We start from the raw sequence: 17,509 nt of genomic DNA on the forward strand, positions 1-17,509 counted from the left end.
TTTACGGAGGCATTATGCAGGTAACCGGTGCAATTTTTGATTGCGATGGAACCCTTGTTGATTCAATGCGCGTTTGGCGCAATGTGTTTGGCGCTGTTCTTCCTAAATACGGCAAGACTGTTGACTCAGAATTTTTTGAGCGCGTTGAGGCTGTTTCGCTTATGGATGGTTGCAAAATTTGCGTTGATCATCTGGAGCTGCCTATCACTGCAGAAGCTTTGTATGAAGAGTTCTGCGCGTATGTAACAGAGCAGTATCAACATCACATCTCCATTATTTCTGGTGCAAAAGAGTTCTTGCAGGAGCTTTACGATGCGGGTATTCCTATGGCTGTTGCATCGTCAACTCCCGTGCGAGAAGTTCGTGCAGCTCTGGCAGCTCAAGGTATTGAGCACCTCTTTAAAACAGTGGTCTCAACGGAAGATGTGGGGGGAGTGGACAAGGTTGAGCCAGATGTTTACCTTGAGGCTCTTCGCCGTCTTGGCACTGATAAGGCAACTACCTGGGTCTTCGAGGATGCTCCGTTTGGCGCACAGACAGCACAAAATGCAGGCTTTCCTGTGGCTGTACTCTACAACGACCACGATGGCCGCGACCCCGTCTTTATGCGCGAGCACTCTAACATCTTTGCCCACACCTACGGCGAGCTGTCGCTTCTGCGCCTTCAGGACTACGAGCGCCCTCTGACCGCAGCGCCTTCTGGCGAGAAACCCCTTGAGGTCCTTGTTGTGGGCGGATCCCCAGAGGCGGTTTCGCACACGACGCTGTCTACCTGCGCCCAAAGCGCTGACTACCTGATAGCGGTTGACCATGGCGCAGATGTCTGTCACGCTGCCGGCGTGATTCCACAACTTGCGCTTGGAGACTTTGACTCCGCTACACCAGAAACTCTGGCTTGGCTCAAAGAGCAGCAGGTACCTTGCATGAAGTTTAATGCGGACAAGTACGATACCGACCTGGCGCTAGCATTGAAATCAGCTGAATATGAGGCAATTCGTAGAGATGGCAAGCTCTCTCTGACGGTTGTCTCCACATCTGGTGGCCACCTTGATCACCAGCTTGTAGTGCTTGGTCTTCTCGCCACGTGGGCAAAGACGGGCAAGGCAAGCGTTCGAGTTATTGAGAATGACTTTGAGATGCGCTTTTTAGTTGCTGGCCAGGTGGATTCTTGGCAGCTGAACACTATCAATGTAGGTAAAAAGATTTCTCTTGTAGCTCTGTCAGAGGAGTGCGAGGTTTCTGAGACTGGCATGAGGTGGAATCTTAATCACGAGAAATTCACACTGCTTGGAGACGATGGCATTTCAAATATTGTTGAAGCCAACGATGCTTGTGTGACGTGTAATAAGGGTTGCCTTTTGGTACAGCTCTGGAACTAAGTCGTTTGATGAATTGTGTTGGGGCTACGTTTGCATAACAAAGCCCCAACAAGCGGCTGTAAGTCCAGCAAGAAGTATTAGATGTTGCTGTCAGTTAATCGAGCTAAGAAAAAAGGTCGCCGAAGCGACCTTTTTAAATTTGAGGTAAGACGAGCTGAGTTGCTTAGTTGCGAGCAATCTTGCCGGACTTGAGGCAACGGGAGCAAACATTCATCTTCTTGCGCTGGCCATCGACAACGACAGTAACACGCTGGATGTTTGGCTTAAAGGTGCGGGCCACAGTACGGTGAGAGTGGGAGATGGAGCGACCGGCAACGGCGTGCTTACCGCAGAAATCACAGACCTTCGACATGAGTAAGACCTCCATAGGATAGGCGCCCTCTGCGCCTAAAATTTCCAAATAGCCGAATAAATATAGCACAATATATTGTGTTGTCAAAGCATGAATATAACATTCACAATTAGATAGCTTTTAGACAGCTTTTGAATGTTTTTCATTTATTACACCAAGATTAAATAACAAGAAAAAGATTTGTCAATTGCAAGGTTATCAACTTGTATATATAAGCCGCTTTAATAATAAATGTGCTCTGCGGTATACTAAATAACAATGACTAACCCTGGTTCTTGCGAGAGGAGTTATGTAATGACTACCGCTGTTCCCGGAACACTAAGAGTTTCTAATGATTGCCTTGCTGACCTGGCGGGCTATGCAGCTATGGAATGTTATGGCGTTGTTGGCATGGCAGAGATTGATGAGGCAGCAGGTGTTGCTCGTCTTCTTCCAACGTACCGACTTCGTAAGGGTATTGATGTGACCCCAACTCCTAAGGGAGTTCAGGTTGACCTTCACATTGTTGTTGAGCAGGGCGTTAACATGGCGTCTGTTGTCGACAATCTTGAGAGCTCAGTAAAGTTTTTGCTTAAGCAAATTGCAGAGCTTTCATGTGTTGATGTAACTGTACATATCGAGGCCATGCGTAATTCTCGCTAAGCTTTTTGCTTCAAATGAGTAGGAACTGAGGTCTAACGTGATTTCAAATGTCATTCGTACATGCTTCCCTGTAGCAGCCCTTGCTGTTGCAGACAAAGCAGAAGAGATCAACAAGCTCAACGTTTTCCCTGTACCAGATGGAGACACCGGCACTAACATGTCCCTTACCTTGGGCACCGTTGTTCGTGAGGTTCAAGATCTTCCTCAAGATGCAAGCATGCAGGATATTGCAAAGGCAATCACTCATGGCTCTCTGATGGGTGCCCGTGGTAACTCTGGCGTTATTACGTCTCAGATTCTTCGCGGTATTGCTGAGGGTCTGTGCGACGTTAAGAATCCTGAGGCAGTAACTCCAAAGGATATTGCTCACGCATTCCGCCGCGGTAAAGAGGTTGCTTTTAAGGCTGTTAGAAAGCCTGTCGAGGGTACTATTCTTACCGTCCTTAAAGACGTTTCTGCTAAGGCAGACTCCCTTGAGAAGTCTCAGCTCACCCCAGTTGAGGTCTTGGATGCCCTGGTTGTTGAGGCATATGAGTCTGTTGCTCGCACTCCTGAGCTTCTTCCTGTTCTTAAAGAGAATGGCGTTGTTGACTCTGGTGCGTTTGGTTTTGCAACCTTCCTTGAGGGCTTTGTAAACGCTGTTACTGGCAAGACTGAGACTACTGATTTCCAGACAACCGTTTCTGTTTCTGATGCTAAGGCTGCTACCAGCGCTAAGGTTGAGATTGAGCTCAACGATGACTGGGAGGGTTCTGAGTATCGCTACTGCAACGAGTTCCTCTTTAAGGCAGATAGCCCAGACTTTGACGAGGAAGCAGCTCTGAACTTCCTGGCAACCATGGGTGATTGCGAGCTTCTTGTTGGTGCAAACCCAGACTACAAGATTCACGTTCACTCAAATACTCCTAACAAGGTTCTTGAGTACATGCTTCAGTACGGCCAGATTTTTGAGGTCTTCATCCATAACATGGACCTTGAGGCTAAGGAGCGTACCGAGAAGATCGCTGAAGATAAGAAGGCCGCCGCAGCACCTAAAAAAGAGCTTGGCTTTGTTGCGGTAACTGCTGGCTCTGGCGCTGCATCAATCTTGAAGTCTCTTGGCGTGGACGTTGTTGTTTCTGGTGGTCAGACTATGAATCCTTCAACTGCGGATATCCTTGCTGCAATTGAAGAGGCCAATGCAGACCAGGTCATTGTTATGCCAAATAACTCCAACATTCGTATGGCAGCAGAGGCTGCTGCAAGCGCATGTGAGGATGTTAAGGTTGCTGTCATTCCAACCAAGTCTGTTCTTCAGGCATTTGCTGCAATGTTTGTTGTTGCAGATGGCGTTCCATTTGAAGAGCTTGTAGAAGAGATGACTGACGCTATCTCTGGCGTTCGCTACGGTGAGGTAACCACTGCAGTCCGTGATTCCTCTGCAGCTAACGGCACCCCTATTCACGATGGTGATGTCATGGGTATTCAGGGCGGCTCCATTGATGTTGTCGGCTCTGATGTTATGCAGGTCACGCTTGACCTTATTGCCAAGATGCAAGAGGAGGAAGAGGGCGACAACCTCACCATTCTTGCAGGTGAAGATTTCTCTGACGAGCAGCTCGATCTTCTCGCCAGCAAGATTGAGGACACCTATCCAGACCTTGAGGTTGACGCTCAGCGCGGCGAGCAGCCACTCTATCCAGTCATCTTCTCTATTGAGTAGGACATGTCTGAGTCCAAGGTAAGCATCGCTCCCGCATCAGAGCGAGTAGCACATACCTGCTCACTTGTTGATAGTGTGACCAGGTTAAGGTATGTCAATGCAAATCGTGCCGAGGCGCTTGAGCGTCTCGGCATTCTGCGTGTACGAGACCTTTTGCTCAATGTTCCTCACCGCTACCTCGATTTTTCTCACCGCGTGCAGATTGCTTTTGCGCAGATAGGTGAGGACGCTACCATTACGGGTCGCGTTGCTTCGGTAAAGACTAAGCGTCCACGTCCTAAAATGGTCATTGTAGAGATTGAGGTTGTGGATGATACGGGCGTGCTCACGGCTTCGTTTTTTAGGCAGCCTTGGATAGCTGAGCAAATCCACGTTGACGATGAAGTGGCGCTAAGCGGTAAGGTTCTCTTTGCCTACGGTTACCGCCAGATGAAGTCACCGTTTTACGAGGTACTCAGCACCGCAAAGTCTGATTCAAGTGATGAAGCACGCTCCAAAGAGACACCTTCAAAAGCTGCAATTCTTCCTGTTCACCCAGCTACCGAGGGCGTGAGTCCTGCATGGATGCGTCGCATTATGTCGGCGGCTTTGGCGGACACGGGAAGCGTGTGTGATTGGCTGCCTTCAGAGCTTGTCACCAAACACCACCTCATGTCGCTCTCATCGGCGCTTCGTGAGGTTCATTTTCCATCCAGTTTGGACGCAGCTGAACAGGCCCGTCGCCGTCTTGCTTTTGATGAACTCTTAAGTTTGCAGCTTGCTCTTTTGGCGAGAAGAAACTTGGAGCTTGCGGGTCATAGGCCTTTTGAACACGTTATAGATGGACCTAAAGTTAAGGCTCTGATTGAGGCTTTGCCCTTTGCTCTGACTGACGAGCAGAACCATGCTGCTCAAGAGATTCTTTCTGACATGACTGCACCACGCATTATGAATCGCTTGCTTTTGGGTGATGTTGGTACTGGTAAAACAGCCGTTGCTGCCGTTGCCTTGGCTGCAGCCGCAGATTCTTCAACTCAGGCTGCCGTGATGGCTCCTACCTCGGTTCTTGCTCAGCAGTACGCTCAAAAGATTGGGCCTTTGCTTTCGCTTGCGGGAATTACGTGGGCGCTTATTACTGGTTCTACTTCAGAAGAGGAGAGGCAACAGATTGAGCTTTGCCTAGCTGACGGTTCTTTGTCCGTTGTCTTTGGCACTACGGCGCTTCTTTCTGACCGTGTAGTATTTAAGCAGCTCACCATTGCTGTTGTTGACGAGCAGCATCGTTTTGGCGTTGATCAAAGAACAGCGTTGCGCAAAAAAGGACAAGGCGTAGATCTTCTCGCCATGAGTGCAACGCCTATTCCGCGTACGCTGGCACTTTCTTTGTACGGAGATGTTGATACGTCTCGCATTACCAAAAGACCAAAAGCAGGAGCTGGCGTTACCACCAAGTTGTGTGTGCCAGAAAACCTTGACCAAGCATATGCCGCTGTCGCCGAAGCTGTTCAGGCTGGTCATCAGGCGTATTTGGTCTGTCCTTTAATTGACCCAAGCGATTCTGAAGAAGAGCTTGAAGATGTTCCTGAGGCCGCTCGTACAAACGGTAAGCTTTACAGTGCAACTCGCGTATATGAGGAGCTCTCAAAGACCGTCTTCAAAGACTTCACCTGTGATCTTTTGACCGGCAGACTGCCTGAGACACAAAAAGATCAGGTAATGGAAAAGTTCCGCGCAAATAAGACGCAGATTCTGGTCTCTACTACCGTCATTGAGGTTGGCGTTGACGTTCCTAACGCTACGGTCATGATTGTCTTTAATGCAGATCGTTTTGGTTTGGCTACACTTCACCAGCTCAGAGGCCGTGTTGGTCGAGGAGACTTCCCAGGAACCGTCTATCTTGCCAGTAACGCCAAGCGAGGCTCTACCGCAAGAAAACGCTTAGCCGCCCTTGAGCAAACCTCCGACGGTGCGCGCTTGGCAGAGCTTGACCTTGAGCTTAGGCACGAGGGAGAAACCTTGGGATACCGTCAGTCGGGCGGCACCACGCTCAAGATTTCTGATCTTTACGCGGATGCGGACCTGATTGAGGCGGCCCATATAGATGCCCTGGCAATTACTGCTCAAGACCCAAATCTTACCAGCGACGCCTATGCAACGCTGGGAATTGAGGCAAAAGATCGCTTTGGCATCTACTTTGAAGAGCTTGGCTATAAGTAATAACCTGCAGGTAAACTGCAGTACAAGATAGATTTGGTGGCGAGAAACCCATGAGGATTGTTGGCGGAAAATGGAAAGGTCGTGCAATTGAGGCCCCTGATGGCAAGGGGACTACGCGACCAACCACTGATCGTACACGCGAGGCCATAGCAAGTTCCATCTTGGCTTCTCGCGGTCTTGACCTTAGTGAGTCTAGAGTGCTCGACGCTTTTGCAGGTTCAGGTGCTATGGGTTTTGAGCTTCTTTCTAGAGGAGCGCTATACGCTGCTTTTGTTGATAAAGATAGAAAGACGTGCGATCGCATTAAGCGTACGGCTAAATCTCTTGGCGTAAACACCTCTGAGATGAGTGTTATCTGTGGTGATACAGCTCGCTTAGCTGAGTCATCCCAGCTGTTTGGGGGTCCTTTTGACGTGGTATTTTTGGACCCTCCTTATGCCGTTGAGGCAGAAGTAGTATCCAAGCTGCTCAAAGACTTGACTCAGGCGGGAAGTCTGACAAAAGATGCTGTAGTAGTCTATGAGCATAGCCATAAATCTGATTCAGTTTCTCTTGATAATTTTGAGCTTTCTAAGAGTAAGCGTTATGGTATTGCTCAAGTTGATTTACTTGTTCGTTGTGAGGGATAGGAGATACGTTGAACAGCATCACTCACGTAGTTGTACCAGGTACTTTTGATCCCGTCACAAACGGACACCTTGATGTAATCAAACGAGCTTCTCGTCTTTTTGAAAATGTTACGGTAGCTGTAGCGGCTTCAAAGCGCAAACACGGCACGGGAACTACGTTTTCTCTTGAAGAGCGTGTACAGATGCTCAAAGACGCTCTGGTAGATGAAGGACTTGTGCACGTTTCTGTAGAGCCTATGGAAGGTCTTCTCGTTGATTTCTGCAATGCTCGCGGTGCAGGTGGCGTTGTTAAGGGCCTAAGAGCTATGACAGACTTTGAGTATGAGCTGCAACAGGCAGATCTTAACGCTCATATGGCTCCTGAGCTGGAGAGCGTCTTTGTTATGTCCAGTCCAGAGTACGGCTATATTTCTTCCTCAATTGTGAGAGAAATTTCAGCTATGGGCGCAGATGTATCATTTTTGGTACCAAAGAACGTCATTAAAAAGCTTGAAGCTCTGCATAATTGCGGTAATTAAGTATATTTGCCCTGCATTTTCATTATATTCTGCTAACATTCTTAAAAAGGTGTTTTATGCGTCGTGCTCATAAGGGCTAAAACTGCATATAACACGGCTTGTGTATTGGATTGAAAGGAGCCCTGGATGCAGCCAGGCGAGGAAATTGAGAGCCTTGTATCTGAGATTGAGCAGATGGTAACTGAGGCTAAGTCACCTTTTATGGATGGCGGTAACAAGAAGATTATTGATGCCCAGGACTTCTACGAGCTGCTTGATGAGATTCGTCGCGTCTTCCCAGAAGAGTTTGCAACCGCTCGTCGCATCATCAAGGAAGAGGATGAGACCCTTGAGCGCGCACGTGCTCAGGCAGAATCCATCATTGCTGACGCACAGCAGCAGGCTATGATTCTTGCTGGTGACCAGGAGGTTGTCCGCCTTGCTCAGCAGCAGGCAGATGGCATTCGTGACCAGGCAGAGCAGTATGAGCGTGATACTCGCTACAACGCTGAAGAGTACGCAGATACCGTTCTTGCTCACCTTGAGGAGAACCTCAAGAGCCTGACAAACTCAGTCTCTCGTGTTCGTCAGACACTTGATGAGAACTCTGGTCCTCGTAACACCAGCAATAACGTTGCCTGGTAATTCCAATGCAACCAGTTCTTTATGCACTAGATGATCGTCTTGCAAATGCAGGCGATACTGTTTCTTATGCGGGTCATCTGAATGAAGACTCGTATGAGCTAGGGGAGCATGAATTTTCTCTTCCTATGGGAATTGATTTTGATCTAGTGCTTACCAACGCGGGTGAGGGCATTTTGGTTACCGGAATGCTTCGTGCTGACGCAGTTGGTACGTGTGACCGTTGTCTTGAGGACGCACATCTCTCTTTAAACGCAGAGGTAGATGAGTATTATCTCTTTGAAGAGCCTGTAATTTCTGCAGATGATGAAGATGAGGCAGATTACGTTTTAGTAAATGCCGATAAAACCATCGATCTTGCAGAGGCTCTTTTGCCTTCGCTTGTTATGGAGACGCCTTATGTTGTACTGTGCAAGTCCGACTGCAAGGGACTTTGCCCAGTATGCGGTTGCAATCTGAATGAAGAGGATTGCGGTCATGCAGCTCAGATTGAGCAGAAGCGAGAAGAAGAAAAGCTTGCTTCAAACCCGTTTGCGGCTCTCAAAAATCTTGTGATTGAGCCGGATTCGGGAGAGTAAAATAAAATTTCTTCTCCTAAATGGTGAAGAAATGCTGTATCTACGTACAAAATGTGTCAGTACGTGGTATAGTATCCAACGCATTATGTGAATGGGTCGCGCCCTCATATGTTTTAGGGGCGCTAGCAAGAGCAAAAGAGGTTTAAGATGGCAGTACCTAAACAAAAGAAGGGCCGCGGCGCAACCCACACCCGTCGTTCGGCAAACAGCAAGCTTAACGCAGCAGCTCGCTCTGTATGCCCACAGTGCGGCGCTCCAAAGCTTCCTCACCACGTATGCCCTAATTGTGGCTTCTACAAGGACCGTGAGGTTGTTGTTACTGAGTAACACTCATACATCGTATGGCCAAGAAGGCTGGTTCTTTAGGGGCCAGCCTTCTTTTTTATAGCACTAAGGAGTTATCATGCCCGTTATTTGTGTAGATGTTATGGGATCTGACCAAAGCCCTGAGGTTGTTCTTGAGGGAGTTCGTATGGCTCTTGAGAAGGACAAAGAGCTAGAGGTTCTTCTCGCCGGAGCTGATGAGTTTGTTACTCCTTTTGCAAGCAAGCATGAGCGCGCAAAGGCTTTGGTAACCACTGAAGTTATTGCAATGAGTGAGCATCCTGCTAATGCGGTTAGGCAGAAGAAAGACGCAAGTATTGTAAGGGCTGCCCAGGCAGTCAAGGCAGGAGAGGCTGACGGTCTTTTCTCGGCAGGCTCCACAGGAGCAGTGCTTACTGCAGCTACCTTTGGTATTGGTCGCATTAAAGGCGTAAAGCGCCCTGCGCTTACCCTGATTCTTCCTGGACTTGGTGGCCATAAAACAGTCTTTTTGGATACTGGTGCTAACGCTGATGTGCGTCCAGAAGTTTTGGTGCAATTTGCGCAAATGGGCAAGGCTTTTGCCAATGCATCGCTTGGAATTGAAAACCCAACCATAGGACTTCTCTGCAATGGTTCTGAAGAGACCAAAGGTTCTGAGCTTGCTCTTTCATATCACGCAGCTCTTGCAGAAGCGGCTATCAATTTTGGTGGAAATGCTGAGGGAACTGATATTTTAGGAAGCCGCTTTGATGTTATTGTGACAGACGGCTTTACAGGAAATGTGGCCTTAAAATCCATTGAGAGCACAGGCAAGTTTATTATGTCTAGCCTTAAAGACGCAATTAATTCCTCCAAGAAGGCCGCGTTTGGTGCACTTCTTTTGAAGGATGCTCTGAAGGCTACAGCAGCGGAACTTTCAGGAGATTCTGTTGGCGGCGCCTTCTTGCTAGGTGTTTCTGCACCTGTACTTAAAGGACATGGTGCTACCAGTTCTTCTGCTGTGTGCGCAGGAACACTTTCTGCAGCAAATGCAGTACGTGCCAACCTTATCGAGAAAATTTCTTCGTCAATTCAGCTGTAGTAAAAGCGCCTGTACATAAAAATTTTTATAAGTTATGGTGGAGCCCATGGACAATTCTGTGGGCTTTACTTTTTTAAAGATTGTTTGTTTCAGCTCTAGTAATGTCATCATACAGACGCCCATTACGGGGTAAAATTACTAGCGTCATTGTTGTGTGCAAGGAGGATGTATGGATCGCACAGAAACACTTGAAAAGGTAATTGACGTTGTTAGAGAGACACTGGACCTTGACGATTCCGTTGAGCTCACAGAGGGTACCTCATTTAAAGATCTTGGTGCAGACTCATTTGATCTTTTGCAGCTTGTCACAGACCTTGAGCAAGAGTTTGATATGACCTTTGATGCAGAAAACATCGATGAGATTGCTACCGTTGGTGACGCAGTAGATGCTATTCTTGCTGCTTAAGTAGGTTTTATACGTGAAATTGCACGAACGAGTAGCTGCTGCAGAAGCTATTTGCGGTCACACATTTACCAATAAAGAACTTATCGAGGCTGCCCTCACACACCCTTCGGCGGTGGAGGGCAAGCCTGTTTCTGCTTCGTATGAGCGCCTGGAGTTTCTGGGTGACTCAATTCTTGGTGCCATTATTGCAACGGAGCTGTTTGAGCGTTATCCAGATATGGATGAAGGCCAGCTTACTAGGCTGAAAATCTCTCTGGTATCCGGCCACACGCTCTCCATTGTCTCTGACGCTCTAGGAATTTCTCCCTTAATTGTTATGGGAATTTCCGAGAAGGGCACGGGAAAGCGTGGCATGAAGTCTGCTCTGGAGAACGTCTACGAGTCCATTGTTGGCGCGCTCTACCTTGATGCGGGTTTTGATCCAACGCACGATTTTGTTATTCGTACGCTTGGACCTCACATTTCTCCAGCGCTGGCAGTTCGTTCGGTAAGCCCTAAATCTCGTTTGCAAGAAGCGGTACAGGCTAAAGGCAAGGCTACCCCTGAATATAAGCTTATTGGCGAGAGTGGACCTGCTCACACACCAACGTTTACCGCTGTGGTATTTGTCGACGGCCTTAAGGTGGGTCGTGGACAGGGACCATCAAAGAAAGCCGCAGAGTCAGAAGCCGCTCAAGACGCACTGGTACGTCTTGGTGTGGATGACGCTCCGCTTGATGCTGATGCAGAAATGCACCTAAGGTAGAAAGGTACCCTGTACCCGTGTATCTAAAATCGCTGACACTTAAGGGTTTTAAGTCATTCGCTGATAAAACTCAGATGGTTTTTGACCCCGGTCTTACCGTTGTCGTTGGTCCTAACGGCTCGGGTAAGTCCAATGTCTCTGACGCAATTCTCTGGGTATTGGGCGAGCAGAGCGCAAAGATGCTCCGTGGCCAGGCCATGGAAGACGTCATCTTCTCTGGCTCATCAGCAAGGGGAGCGGTGGGTGTTGCTGAGGTAACGCTGGTTCTAGATAACTCCGACCACACTATTCCTATTGATTTCTCTGAAATTGGTATCACCAGACGCATGTATCGCTCTGGAGAGTCCGAGTACCTGATTAACGGTGCTCCTTCAAGACTCATGGATATCCAGGACATCTTGCATGACTCCGGTCTGGGTAAAGATACCCATTCCATCATTTCCCAGGGCAAGCTTGATTCTATCTTGTCTAGCCGTCCTGAGCAGCGTCGTGAGCTCATTGAAGAGGCAGCAGATATCTCTAAGCATCGCCGCCGCAAAGAGCGTGCGGAGCGCAAGATCTCTTCCATGGATGAAAATCTCACGCGAGCCAAAGTGGTTTCTCGCGAGATTACCCGCCAGCTTAAACCGCTTGAAAGGCAGGTAGACAAGGCTTCTCGCGCTAAAGATCTGTCCGCTCAGCTCAAAGATTTGACGGTTCAGCTAGCGGTTGATGACCTTCGTCAGCTTCAGTTTACGCATGGAAAGTTGGAGGCACGCGCTAAAGAGGCAGAGGCTGCTATTGAGCTTGCTCAATATCGTGCGGGCGAGAAAAACCGTGAGCTTGAAAAGCTCCAGTCACTTCTTGAGCAAAAGGGTCTCTTTGTTGGAGACTTAGGCGAGCAGCGCCGTCGCATGCAAGAGATTCTTGGTCGTATGGGATCTGACATGCGCCTTTTGGAGGAGAAGGGCAAGAACATGGTTTCTCGCCTTTCTGATACGCGTATGCAGCTTTCTGTGATGGATAAACAGAAGGCAGACGCCGCAAAAGAGAACGAAGAGCTTTCTGGTCAGCTGGCAACAATTCGTGCAAAGGTTGCTGATCTGACAGAGAGTGTGAACGCGCTCCAAGAGGCGGCTAACCAGGCAATTGCCGAGCGACGTGCTCTTGATGTAAAGATTTCTGACTGTACTGCATCTGAGCGAAGTGCGCGTAATACCGCTGATAAAGAAACGCTTGCGTATGTAAAGCTTGAAGAGCAGATTGCTCATGCGCAGGTAGAAGACCAGATGTTTGAGTCTAGGTTGACTCAGATTACGGAAGCGCTTGAGATTGCTCGTGCTGCTCTAGAAGATAGTGGCGCTAAAGAAGCAGAGCTCACTGCGGCTCTTGAGAAAGCTCGTCAGGAGTCCGAGGCGTTTGTCGCTGAGATTTCTGAGCGCGCTTCTGCACTTGAGGCGGCTCGCGAGGCAGAGCGTACTGCTCGCCAGGAGCTCTCAAGCAGTGAAGCTACGCTTGAGGCACTTCGTGCGCTTGATGTGGAAGTCCAAAAGGGAAGTCCTCTGGCAGAAAAGCTTGTTGCGGATGCAGCAATTGCTTCTCTTGTTTCTGGCAGACTTGCTGATTACCTTGAGGTCCAGCCAGAGTTTGAGGCTCTTGTTGAGCAGCTTTTGGGAGAAGATCTTTCCGCGCTTGTTGTAGACAAGCAGCAAAACATTCAGACGCTCTTTGAGCGCGTTCAGACGCTTTCTGAGGACGGCAAGGCTACGTTGGTTGCTCTTTCTGACACAACTCCAGCTCTTGCTGCGCCTGCACATACAACGTCTTTGCTTGAGCACGTATCTGCTCAGAAGGGTGCCGAAGCTCTTGTGCAGGCGCTTTTTGGTCACGTTTTTGTTGCTCAGAGTCTTGATGATGCCTACGCTGCTCGCAACGTTGAGCCTCGTGGGCTTTATGCGCTCCCTGACGGCACGTTGCTCTATCCAGATGGTCGTTTGCTCCTGGGACACGCATCTCAGGCTGAGGACGGCTCTCTTGAGCGTAAGCGTCGTATCCGTGAGCTTGAGGGTGCGCTTCCTTCCCTCAAACGCCATCTGGAGGCTGCTCGCTCCGCAGTTACCAACTGCGAGAATGAGCTGGCTTCAGTTCGCGAGAAAAGCGCGCAGTCCAAGGGCGAGGTTGCTCGACTCAATGGTGAGCTTACCTCTATTGCTGCAGAAAGAGGCCGTCTTGAGGGACAAGTTGCTTCTTCTCAGGCTGAGCTGAAGCAGGTTAGCACTTCTCGAGAGCAGGCAAAAGAGCGCGCTCAGGAGGCTCGTGCGCACATTGATGAGCACAGGCGTGCCGCAGAAGAGGCAAAGGCTCGCATGGAGTCGCTAGCCTCGGAGCTCAAAGAGCTGCAGGACCAGCATGAGGATGCCATTCGCGCTCAGGGTAGGGCCAACCGAGAGCTTTCGGATGCAAAGACGGACCTGACTGTTGCAAAAGAGCGCGCAACTAGTATGGCTTCTCGCCAGGCAGAGCTTGAGAGGCGTCTGTCTCAGCTGGATGAGCAGCTTGCTGCAGCTAAGCAGGCAACGCACGCGCTTGAGGTGATTAGGCTGCGCGTTGACCCGCTGTACAAGCGCTACGATGCTCTGCACCAGAAGGCGCTTGAGTGGGCTTCTAGGCTCAAGGATCGTGCGTCGCTTGCAGAGGCAGACTCTGAGACGCTTCGAGAGACCATCTCTGAGGCAAAAGATGCTGCTTCTGAAGCTGCGCTTGCAGTAGAAAAAGAGAAAGACGCTGCTAACCAGATTAGCGTTGAGATTGGTAAGCTTGAGGTCCAGGTTCAAAACGCTATCGAGGCCATTCTTGCCACAGGCGCTTCACTGGACGAGGCTTTGACGCTTCCTGAGCCAGAAGACAGAGAGCAGGCAGAGCGCCTTGCTGCGTCGCTCAAGAGTCAGCTTGAGGCGTTGGGTCCTGTCAACGCTGTTGCCATGGATGAGTATGAGCGACTCAAAGAGCGTGCCGATTACATTAATGAGCAGGTAGCTGACTTAGAGGCTGCTCGAACCTCGCTGAAGAAAATCATCTCGGCCATTGACCGCAAGATGCGCAGTCGCTTCCTTGTTGTCTTTGACCGCGTCAACCAGAACTTCTCCGAGATTTTCTCGATGCTGTTCCCTGGTGGTCATGCTCATATTGAGCTCACCGATCCAGACCATCTCTCCGAGACAGGCATTGAGATTGTGGCTCAGCCGCGCGGTAAGCGCATTACCAAGATGATGCTCATGTCAGGTGGCGAGAAGAGCCTCACCGCCCTGGCATTGCTCTTTGCTGTGTACAGGACGCGTACTGTTCCGTTCTACGTCTTTGATGAGGTTGAGGCTGCGCTCGACGACGCCAACCTCTCCAAGCTGCTTGATGCCATTGAGCAGCTCAAAGAGACAACACAGTTGATTGTCATTTCTCACCAGAGGCGCACTATGGAGCAGGCAGACGTACTGTATGGTGTATCTATGCAGGCAGATGGAGTCAGCCACGTTGTCTCTCAGAGGCTTGATAAGACAACCGGAAAGGTAGTTGATATCTAATGGGCTTTATGGATAATCTTCGCCGCGGTCTTGAGCGTTCCCGTGAGACCTTAAGCGAAATCTTTTATATGGGCGGAGAGGTCACCGAAGACTTTTGGGATGACCTCGAGGACACACTGGTTATGGGAGACATGGGCGCTGAGGTGGCTATGCGTGTCACCGATGACCTACGTGAACGTGCTGCGCGAGAAAACCTTATGCGCTCCGATCAGCTTCGCCGCGCCCTTGTAGAGCGCCTTACAGCAGAGTTTCCTGTTGCAGAAAGAGACCCCTTTACAGATACGCCTTCCATTGTCTTGTTTGTAGGCATTAATGGCGCTGGTAAAACCACCACTGTTGGAAAGATTGCTGGTCGCGCACATGCCAGCGGCGTTAAGACCTTGATTGGTGGCGCTGATACTTTCCGTGCTGCTGCAATTGAGCAGCTGCAGGTATGGGGAGAGCGCTCTGGTATTGAGGTAGTAACCAGAGAGCGCGGCGCTGATCCTGCAAGCGTTTGTTTTGAGGTTGTCGAGACTGCAGAAAAACAAGGCACTGAGCTGGTTCTTATTGATACTGCTGGACGCCTTCATACCTCATCTGATCTGATGCGCGAGCTTGCTAAGGTTGTCTCGGTTACCAGAAAGCGCGCAGGAGATATTCCTGTTAGCGTTGTCTTGGTTATTGATGCAACTACCGGTCAAAATGGCCTTAACCAGGCAAAAGAGTTCAATGATGCACTGTCTTTGGATGGTCTTATTGTTACAAAGCTTGATGGCACTGCAAAGGGAGGAATTGCTCTGGCAATTTCTAACCAGCTTAACCTGCCTATTTATCGTATTGGTGTGGGCGAGTCAATTGATGATCTTCAGACGTTTGATGCTCGTTCATTCTGTGAAGCACTTGTTGGTGAGGGAGTTCAGTAATGTTTAACAGCCTGCAAGATAGACTGCAAAATACATTTTCCGCTCTGCGCGGAAAGGGCCGTCTCACTGAGGACGATATCAATTCAGCAATGCGAGAAATTCGCATGGCTCTTCTCGAGGCTGACGTTAACTACAAGGTAGTTAAAGAATTTGTTGGCCGCTGCAAAGAGCAGTGCATGACCGCTGACGTCCTGGAGTCTTTGTCCCCAGCTCAAAACGTTGTCCGTATTGTTCTGGATGAGCTCACGGCGCTGCTTGGCTCAACCGAGTCCAAGCTTACGCTGGCACAGAACCGCATTCCAAACGTCATCATGCTCGTTGGTCTTCAGGGCTCCGGTAAGACTACCGCGGCTGCAAAACTTGCCTACCTGCTTAAGTCTCAGGGAAAGAATCCTCTGCTTGCCGCCTGCGACGTTCACCGTCCTGCAGCAGCAGATCAGCTCGAAACACTTGGTTCAGAGATTGGCGTAGCAGTCTATCGCGGCGATGGCAAAGACGCTGTGGCTATTGCGTCTCAGGCAATCCAGGAGGCTGTTGATCACCTCAACGACCTGGTAATTGTCGATACCGCTGGCCGTCTTCAAATTGACGAAGAAATGATGGAAGAGGCCGTTGCCATCAAGCGCGCCGTCAAGCCAGATCAGATTCTTATGGTTGTCGACGCCATGACCGGCCAGGATATTGTCAACGTTGTGAGCACCTTCGCCGAGCGCGTAGACTTTGACGGCGTTATCATGTCCAAGCTTGATGGCGATGCTCGTGGCGGTGGCGCACTTTCCGTACGCGAGGTTACCGGCAAACCTATCAAGTTTGTTTCTATGGGCGAGAAACCCGATTCACTTGAGGTTTTCCACCCAGATCGTATGGCTAAGCGCATCCTTGGCATGGGCGACGTTATCTCTATTGTCGAGAAGGCCCAGCAAGCAGCAGACGAGAAGCAGGTTGAAGATGCTGAGCGCATGTTGCGCGAGGGCTTCACTATGGATGACCTGCTTAATCAGATGAACCAAATCCGCAAGATGGGCGGTCTTGCAAAGCTTATTAGTGCTCTACCTGGTGGTGACCGCATGATGGCCCAGCAGGGTGGTGTGGATGATAGCTCTATGGGAAAGATTGAAGCCATCATTCATTCCATGACCAAGGAAGAGCGTGCACGTCCTAAGATTATTAACGGACAGCGCCGTCGTCGTATTTCCATGGGTTCTGGTCGTAGTGTTCAGGAAGTCAATCAGCTTATTCGTCAGTGGGGAGAGATGAATAAGATGATGGGCAAAATGAAGGCTATGACTCAGGGTGGTAATACAAAGAAGGGTCGCCGTGCTATGGAGTCTATGATGAAGAACATGGGCTTTGGTGGAGGTCAAATGCCCCGCTTCTAGGCTTTACCGATAAATATTTTTATATAAGAAATACTTTGGTCTGATTACTATCCCTACTGCTTTTTGTTACACATGGTAAACTTTCTCAAAAAGCAGTGGGGAGTAATTATGTCAATTAAGCGTATTACCTTTGTTGTATTAGGATGTGTAAGTTTGGCGCTTGCCGTAATTGGCGTAGTGCTTCCTATTTTGCCCACTGTTCCATTTTTAGCGCTCGCAACATTTTGCTTTGCAAAATCATCCGATCGACTTAATAATTGGCTTATTAACACGAAGTTTTATCAAAATAATCTTGCTGATTTTAAAGCTGGAAAAGGGATGACTGTTAAGACTAAAGTGCGCATTCTTGCCACAGTAACTTTGGTCATGGCTATAGGTCTGATTGCCATGCTTATGAAAGGCATTATTGTTGGCAGTATTATTCTTAGTGTTGTTTGGTTAGGCCACATTTACTATTTTGGTTTTAAAGTTAAAACGCGTGAAGAGTAAACAATTGTTACAATAGCTTTTAGT

Annotated in this window: 17 protein-coding genes; 16 read left to right on the forward strand and 1 reads right to left on the reverse strand. The window is 49.2% G+C overall.

Annotated elements, in window-relative coordinates:
• Nucleotides 1-14: 14 nt before the first annotated feature.
• Nucleotides 15-1,379 carry a thiamine diphosphokinase gene (locus RWJ96_RS01760; protein ID WP_314018612.1) on the forward strand — a complete coding sequence of 455 codons (1,365 nt, stop codon included), beginning with the start codon at nt 15-17 and terminating at the stop codon, nt 1,377-1,379.
• 163 nt (nt 1,380-1,542) lie between these two features.
• Here the strand turns inward: RWJ96_RS01760 and rpmB are convergent, their stop codons facing one another.
• Nucleotides 1,543-1,731 carry a 50S ribosomal protein L28 gene (gene rpmB / locus RWJ96_RS01765; RefSeq protein WP_012808949.1) on the reverse strand — a complete coding sequence of 63 codons (189 nt, stop codon included), beginning with the start codon at nt 1,729-1,731 and terminating at the stop codon, nt 1,543-1,545.
• Between the two features lie 294 nt (nt 1,732-2,025).
• On the opposite strand from rpmB, the gene RWJ96_RS01770 reads away from it, so the two are divergent.
• The 15 genes from RWJ96_RS01770 to RWJ96_RS01840 all read left to right on the forward strand — a co-directional run bounded on the left by RWJ96_RS01770 (nt 2,026) and on the right by RWJ96_RS01840 (nt 17,485).
• On the forward strand, nt 2,026-2,373 hold the full coding sequence (locus RWJ96_RS01770) for an Asp23/Gls24 family envelope stress response protein (protein ID WP_035427743.1): 348 nt from the start codon (nt 2,026-2,028) through the stop codon (nt 2,371-2,373).
• A 37-nt stretch (nt 2,374-2,410) separates the two neighbouring features.
• The gene (locus tag RWJ96_RS01775) at nt 2,411-4,075 is read left to right on the forward strand and encodes a DAK2 domain-containing protein (protein ID WP_314018613.1); all 1,665 of its coding nucleotides are present in this window, start codon (nt 2,411-2,413) and stop codon (nt 4,073-4,075) included.
• A 3-nt stretch (nt 4,076-4,078) separates the two neighbouring features.
• Entirely contained in the window at nt 4,079-6,271 is a 2,193-nt protein-coding gene (gene recG / locus RWJ96_RS01780) for an ATP-dependent DNA helicase RecG (RefSeq protein ID WP_314018614.1), read from the forward strand.
• Between the two features lie 50 nt (nt 6,272-6,321).
• Nucleotides 6,322-6,900, forward strand: coding sequence for a 16S rRNA (guanine(966)-N(2))-methyltransferase RsmD (rsmD, locus tag RWJ96_RS01785; protein WP_314018615.1), 579 nt, complete (start codon nt 6,322-6,324; stop codon nt 6,898-6,900).
• Nucleotides 6,901-6,908: 8 nt separating this feature from the next.
• Nucleotides 6,909-7,418: a pantetheine-phosphate adenylyltransferase gene (gene coaD / locus RWJ96_RS01790; RefSeq protein WP_314018617.1), complete on the forward strand. Its 510-nt coding sequence runs from the start codon at nt 6,909-6,911 to the stop codon at nt 7,416-7,418.
• Between the two features lie 126 nt (nt 7,419-7,544).
• Nucleotides 7,545-8,042, forward strand: coding sequence for a hypothetical protein (locus tag RWJ96_RS01795; RefSeq protein WP_012808943.1), 498 nt, complete (start codon nt 7,545-7,547; stop codon nt 8,040-8,042).
• 5 nt (nt 8,043-8,047) lie between these two features.
• Entirely contained in the window at nt 8,048-8,617 is a 570-nt protein-coding gene (locus tag RWJ96_RS01800; RefSeq protein WP_314018618.1) for a DUF177 domain-containing protein, read from the forward strand.
• A gap of 147 nt (nt 8,618-8,764) precedes the next feature.
• Nucleotides 8,765-8,944 carry a 50S ribosomal protein L32 gene (gene rpmF / locus RWJ96_RS01805; protein WP_012808941.1) on the forward strand — a complete coding sequence of 60 codons (180 nt, stop codon included), beginning with the start codon at nt 8,765-8,767 and terminating at the stop codon, nt 8,942-8,944.
• Between the two features lie 76 nt (nt 8,945-9,020).
• Complete coding sequence (gene plsX, locus RWJ96_RS01810) at nt 9,021-10,004, forward strand: phosphate acyltransferase PlsX (RefSeq protein WP_313993292.1); 984 nt, start codon at nt 9,021-9,023, stop codon at nt 10,002-10,004.
• 169 nt (nt 10,005-10,173) lie between these two features.
• Complete coding sequence (locus RWJ96_RS01815; protein WP_035427734.1) at nt 10,174-10,410, forward strand: phosphopantetheine-binding protein; 237 nt, start codon at nt 10,174-10,176, stop codon at nt 10,408-10,410.
• A gap of 13 nt (nt 10,411-10,423) precedes the next feature.
• Nucleotides 10,424-11,155: a ribonuclease III gene (rnc, locus tag RWJ96_RS01820; protein ID WP_035427733.1), complete on the forward strand. Its 732-nt coding sequence runs from the start codon at nt 10,424-10,426 to the stop codon at nt 11,153-11,155.
• A 17-nt stretch (nt 11,156-11,172) separates the two neighbouring features.
• Nucleotides 11,173-14,712 (forward strand): chromosome segregation protein SMC, encoded by a 3,540-nt coding sequence (gene smc / locus RWJ96_RS01825; protein ID WP_314018619.1) that lies wholly within the window; start codon nt 11,173-11,175, stop codon nt 14,710-14,712.
• Nucleotides 14,712-15,617, forward strand: coding sequence for a signal recognition particle-docking protein FtsY (gene ftsY, locus RWJ96_RS01830; RefSeq protein ID WP_035427731.1), 906 nt, complete (start codon nt 14,712-14,714; stop codon nt 15,615-15,617). Before smc ends, ftsY begins: the two co-directional genes overlap by 1 nt.
• Nucleotides 15,617-16,996, forward strand: a complete 1,380-nt coding sequence (ffh, locus tag RWJ96_RS01835) for a signal recognition particle protein (protein WP_314018621.1) — start codon at nt 15,617-15,619, stop codon at nt 16,994-16,996. The genes ftsY and ffh overlap by 1 nt, the downstream gene beginning before the upstream one ends.
• A 108-nt stretch (nt 16,997-17,104) precedes the next feature.
• Nucleotides 17,105-17,485, forward strand: coding sequence for a YbaN family protein (locus tag RWJ96_RS01840; protein WP_314018622.1), 381 nt, complete (start codon nt 17,105-17,107; stop codon nt 17,483-17,485).
• Nucleotides 17,486-17,509: the final 24 nt, after the last annotated feature.

The organism is Lancefieldella parvula (genome assembly GCF_963547875.1).
GTDB lineage: Bacteria > Actinomycetota > Coriobacteriia > Coriobacteriales > Atopobiaceae > Lancefieldella > Lancefieldella parvula_D.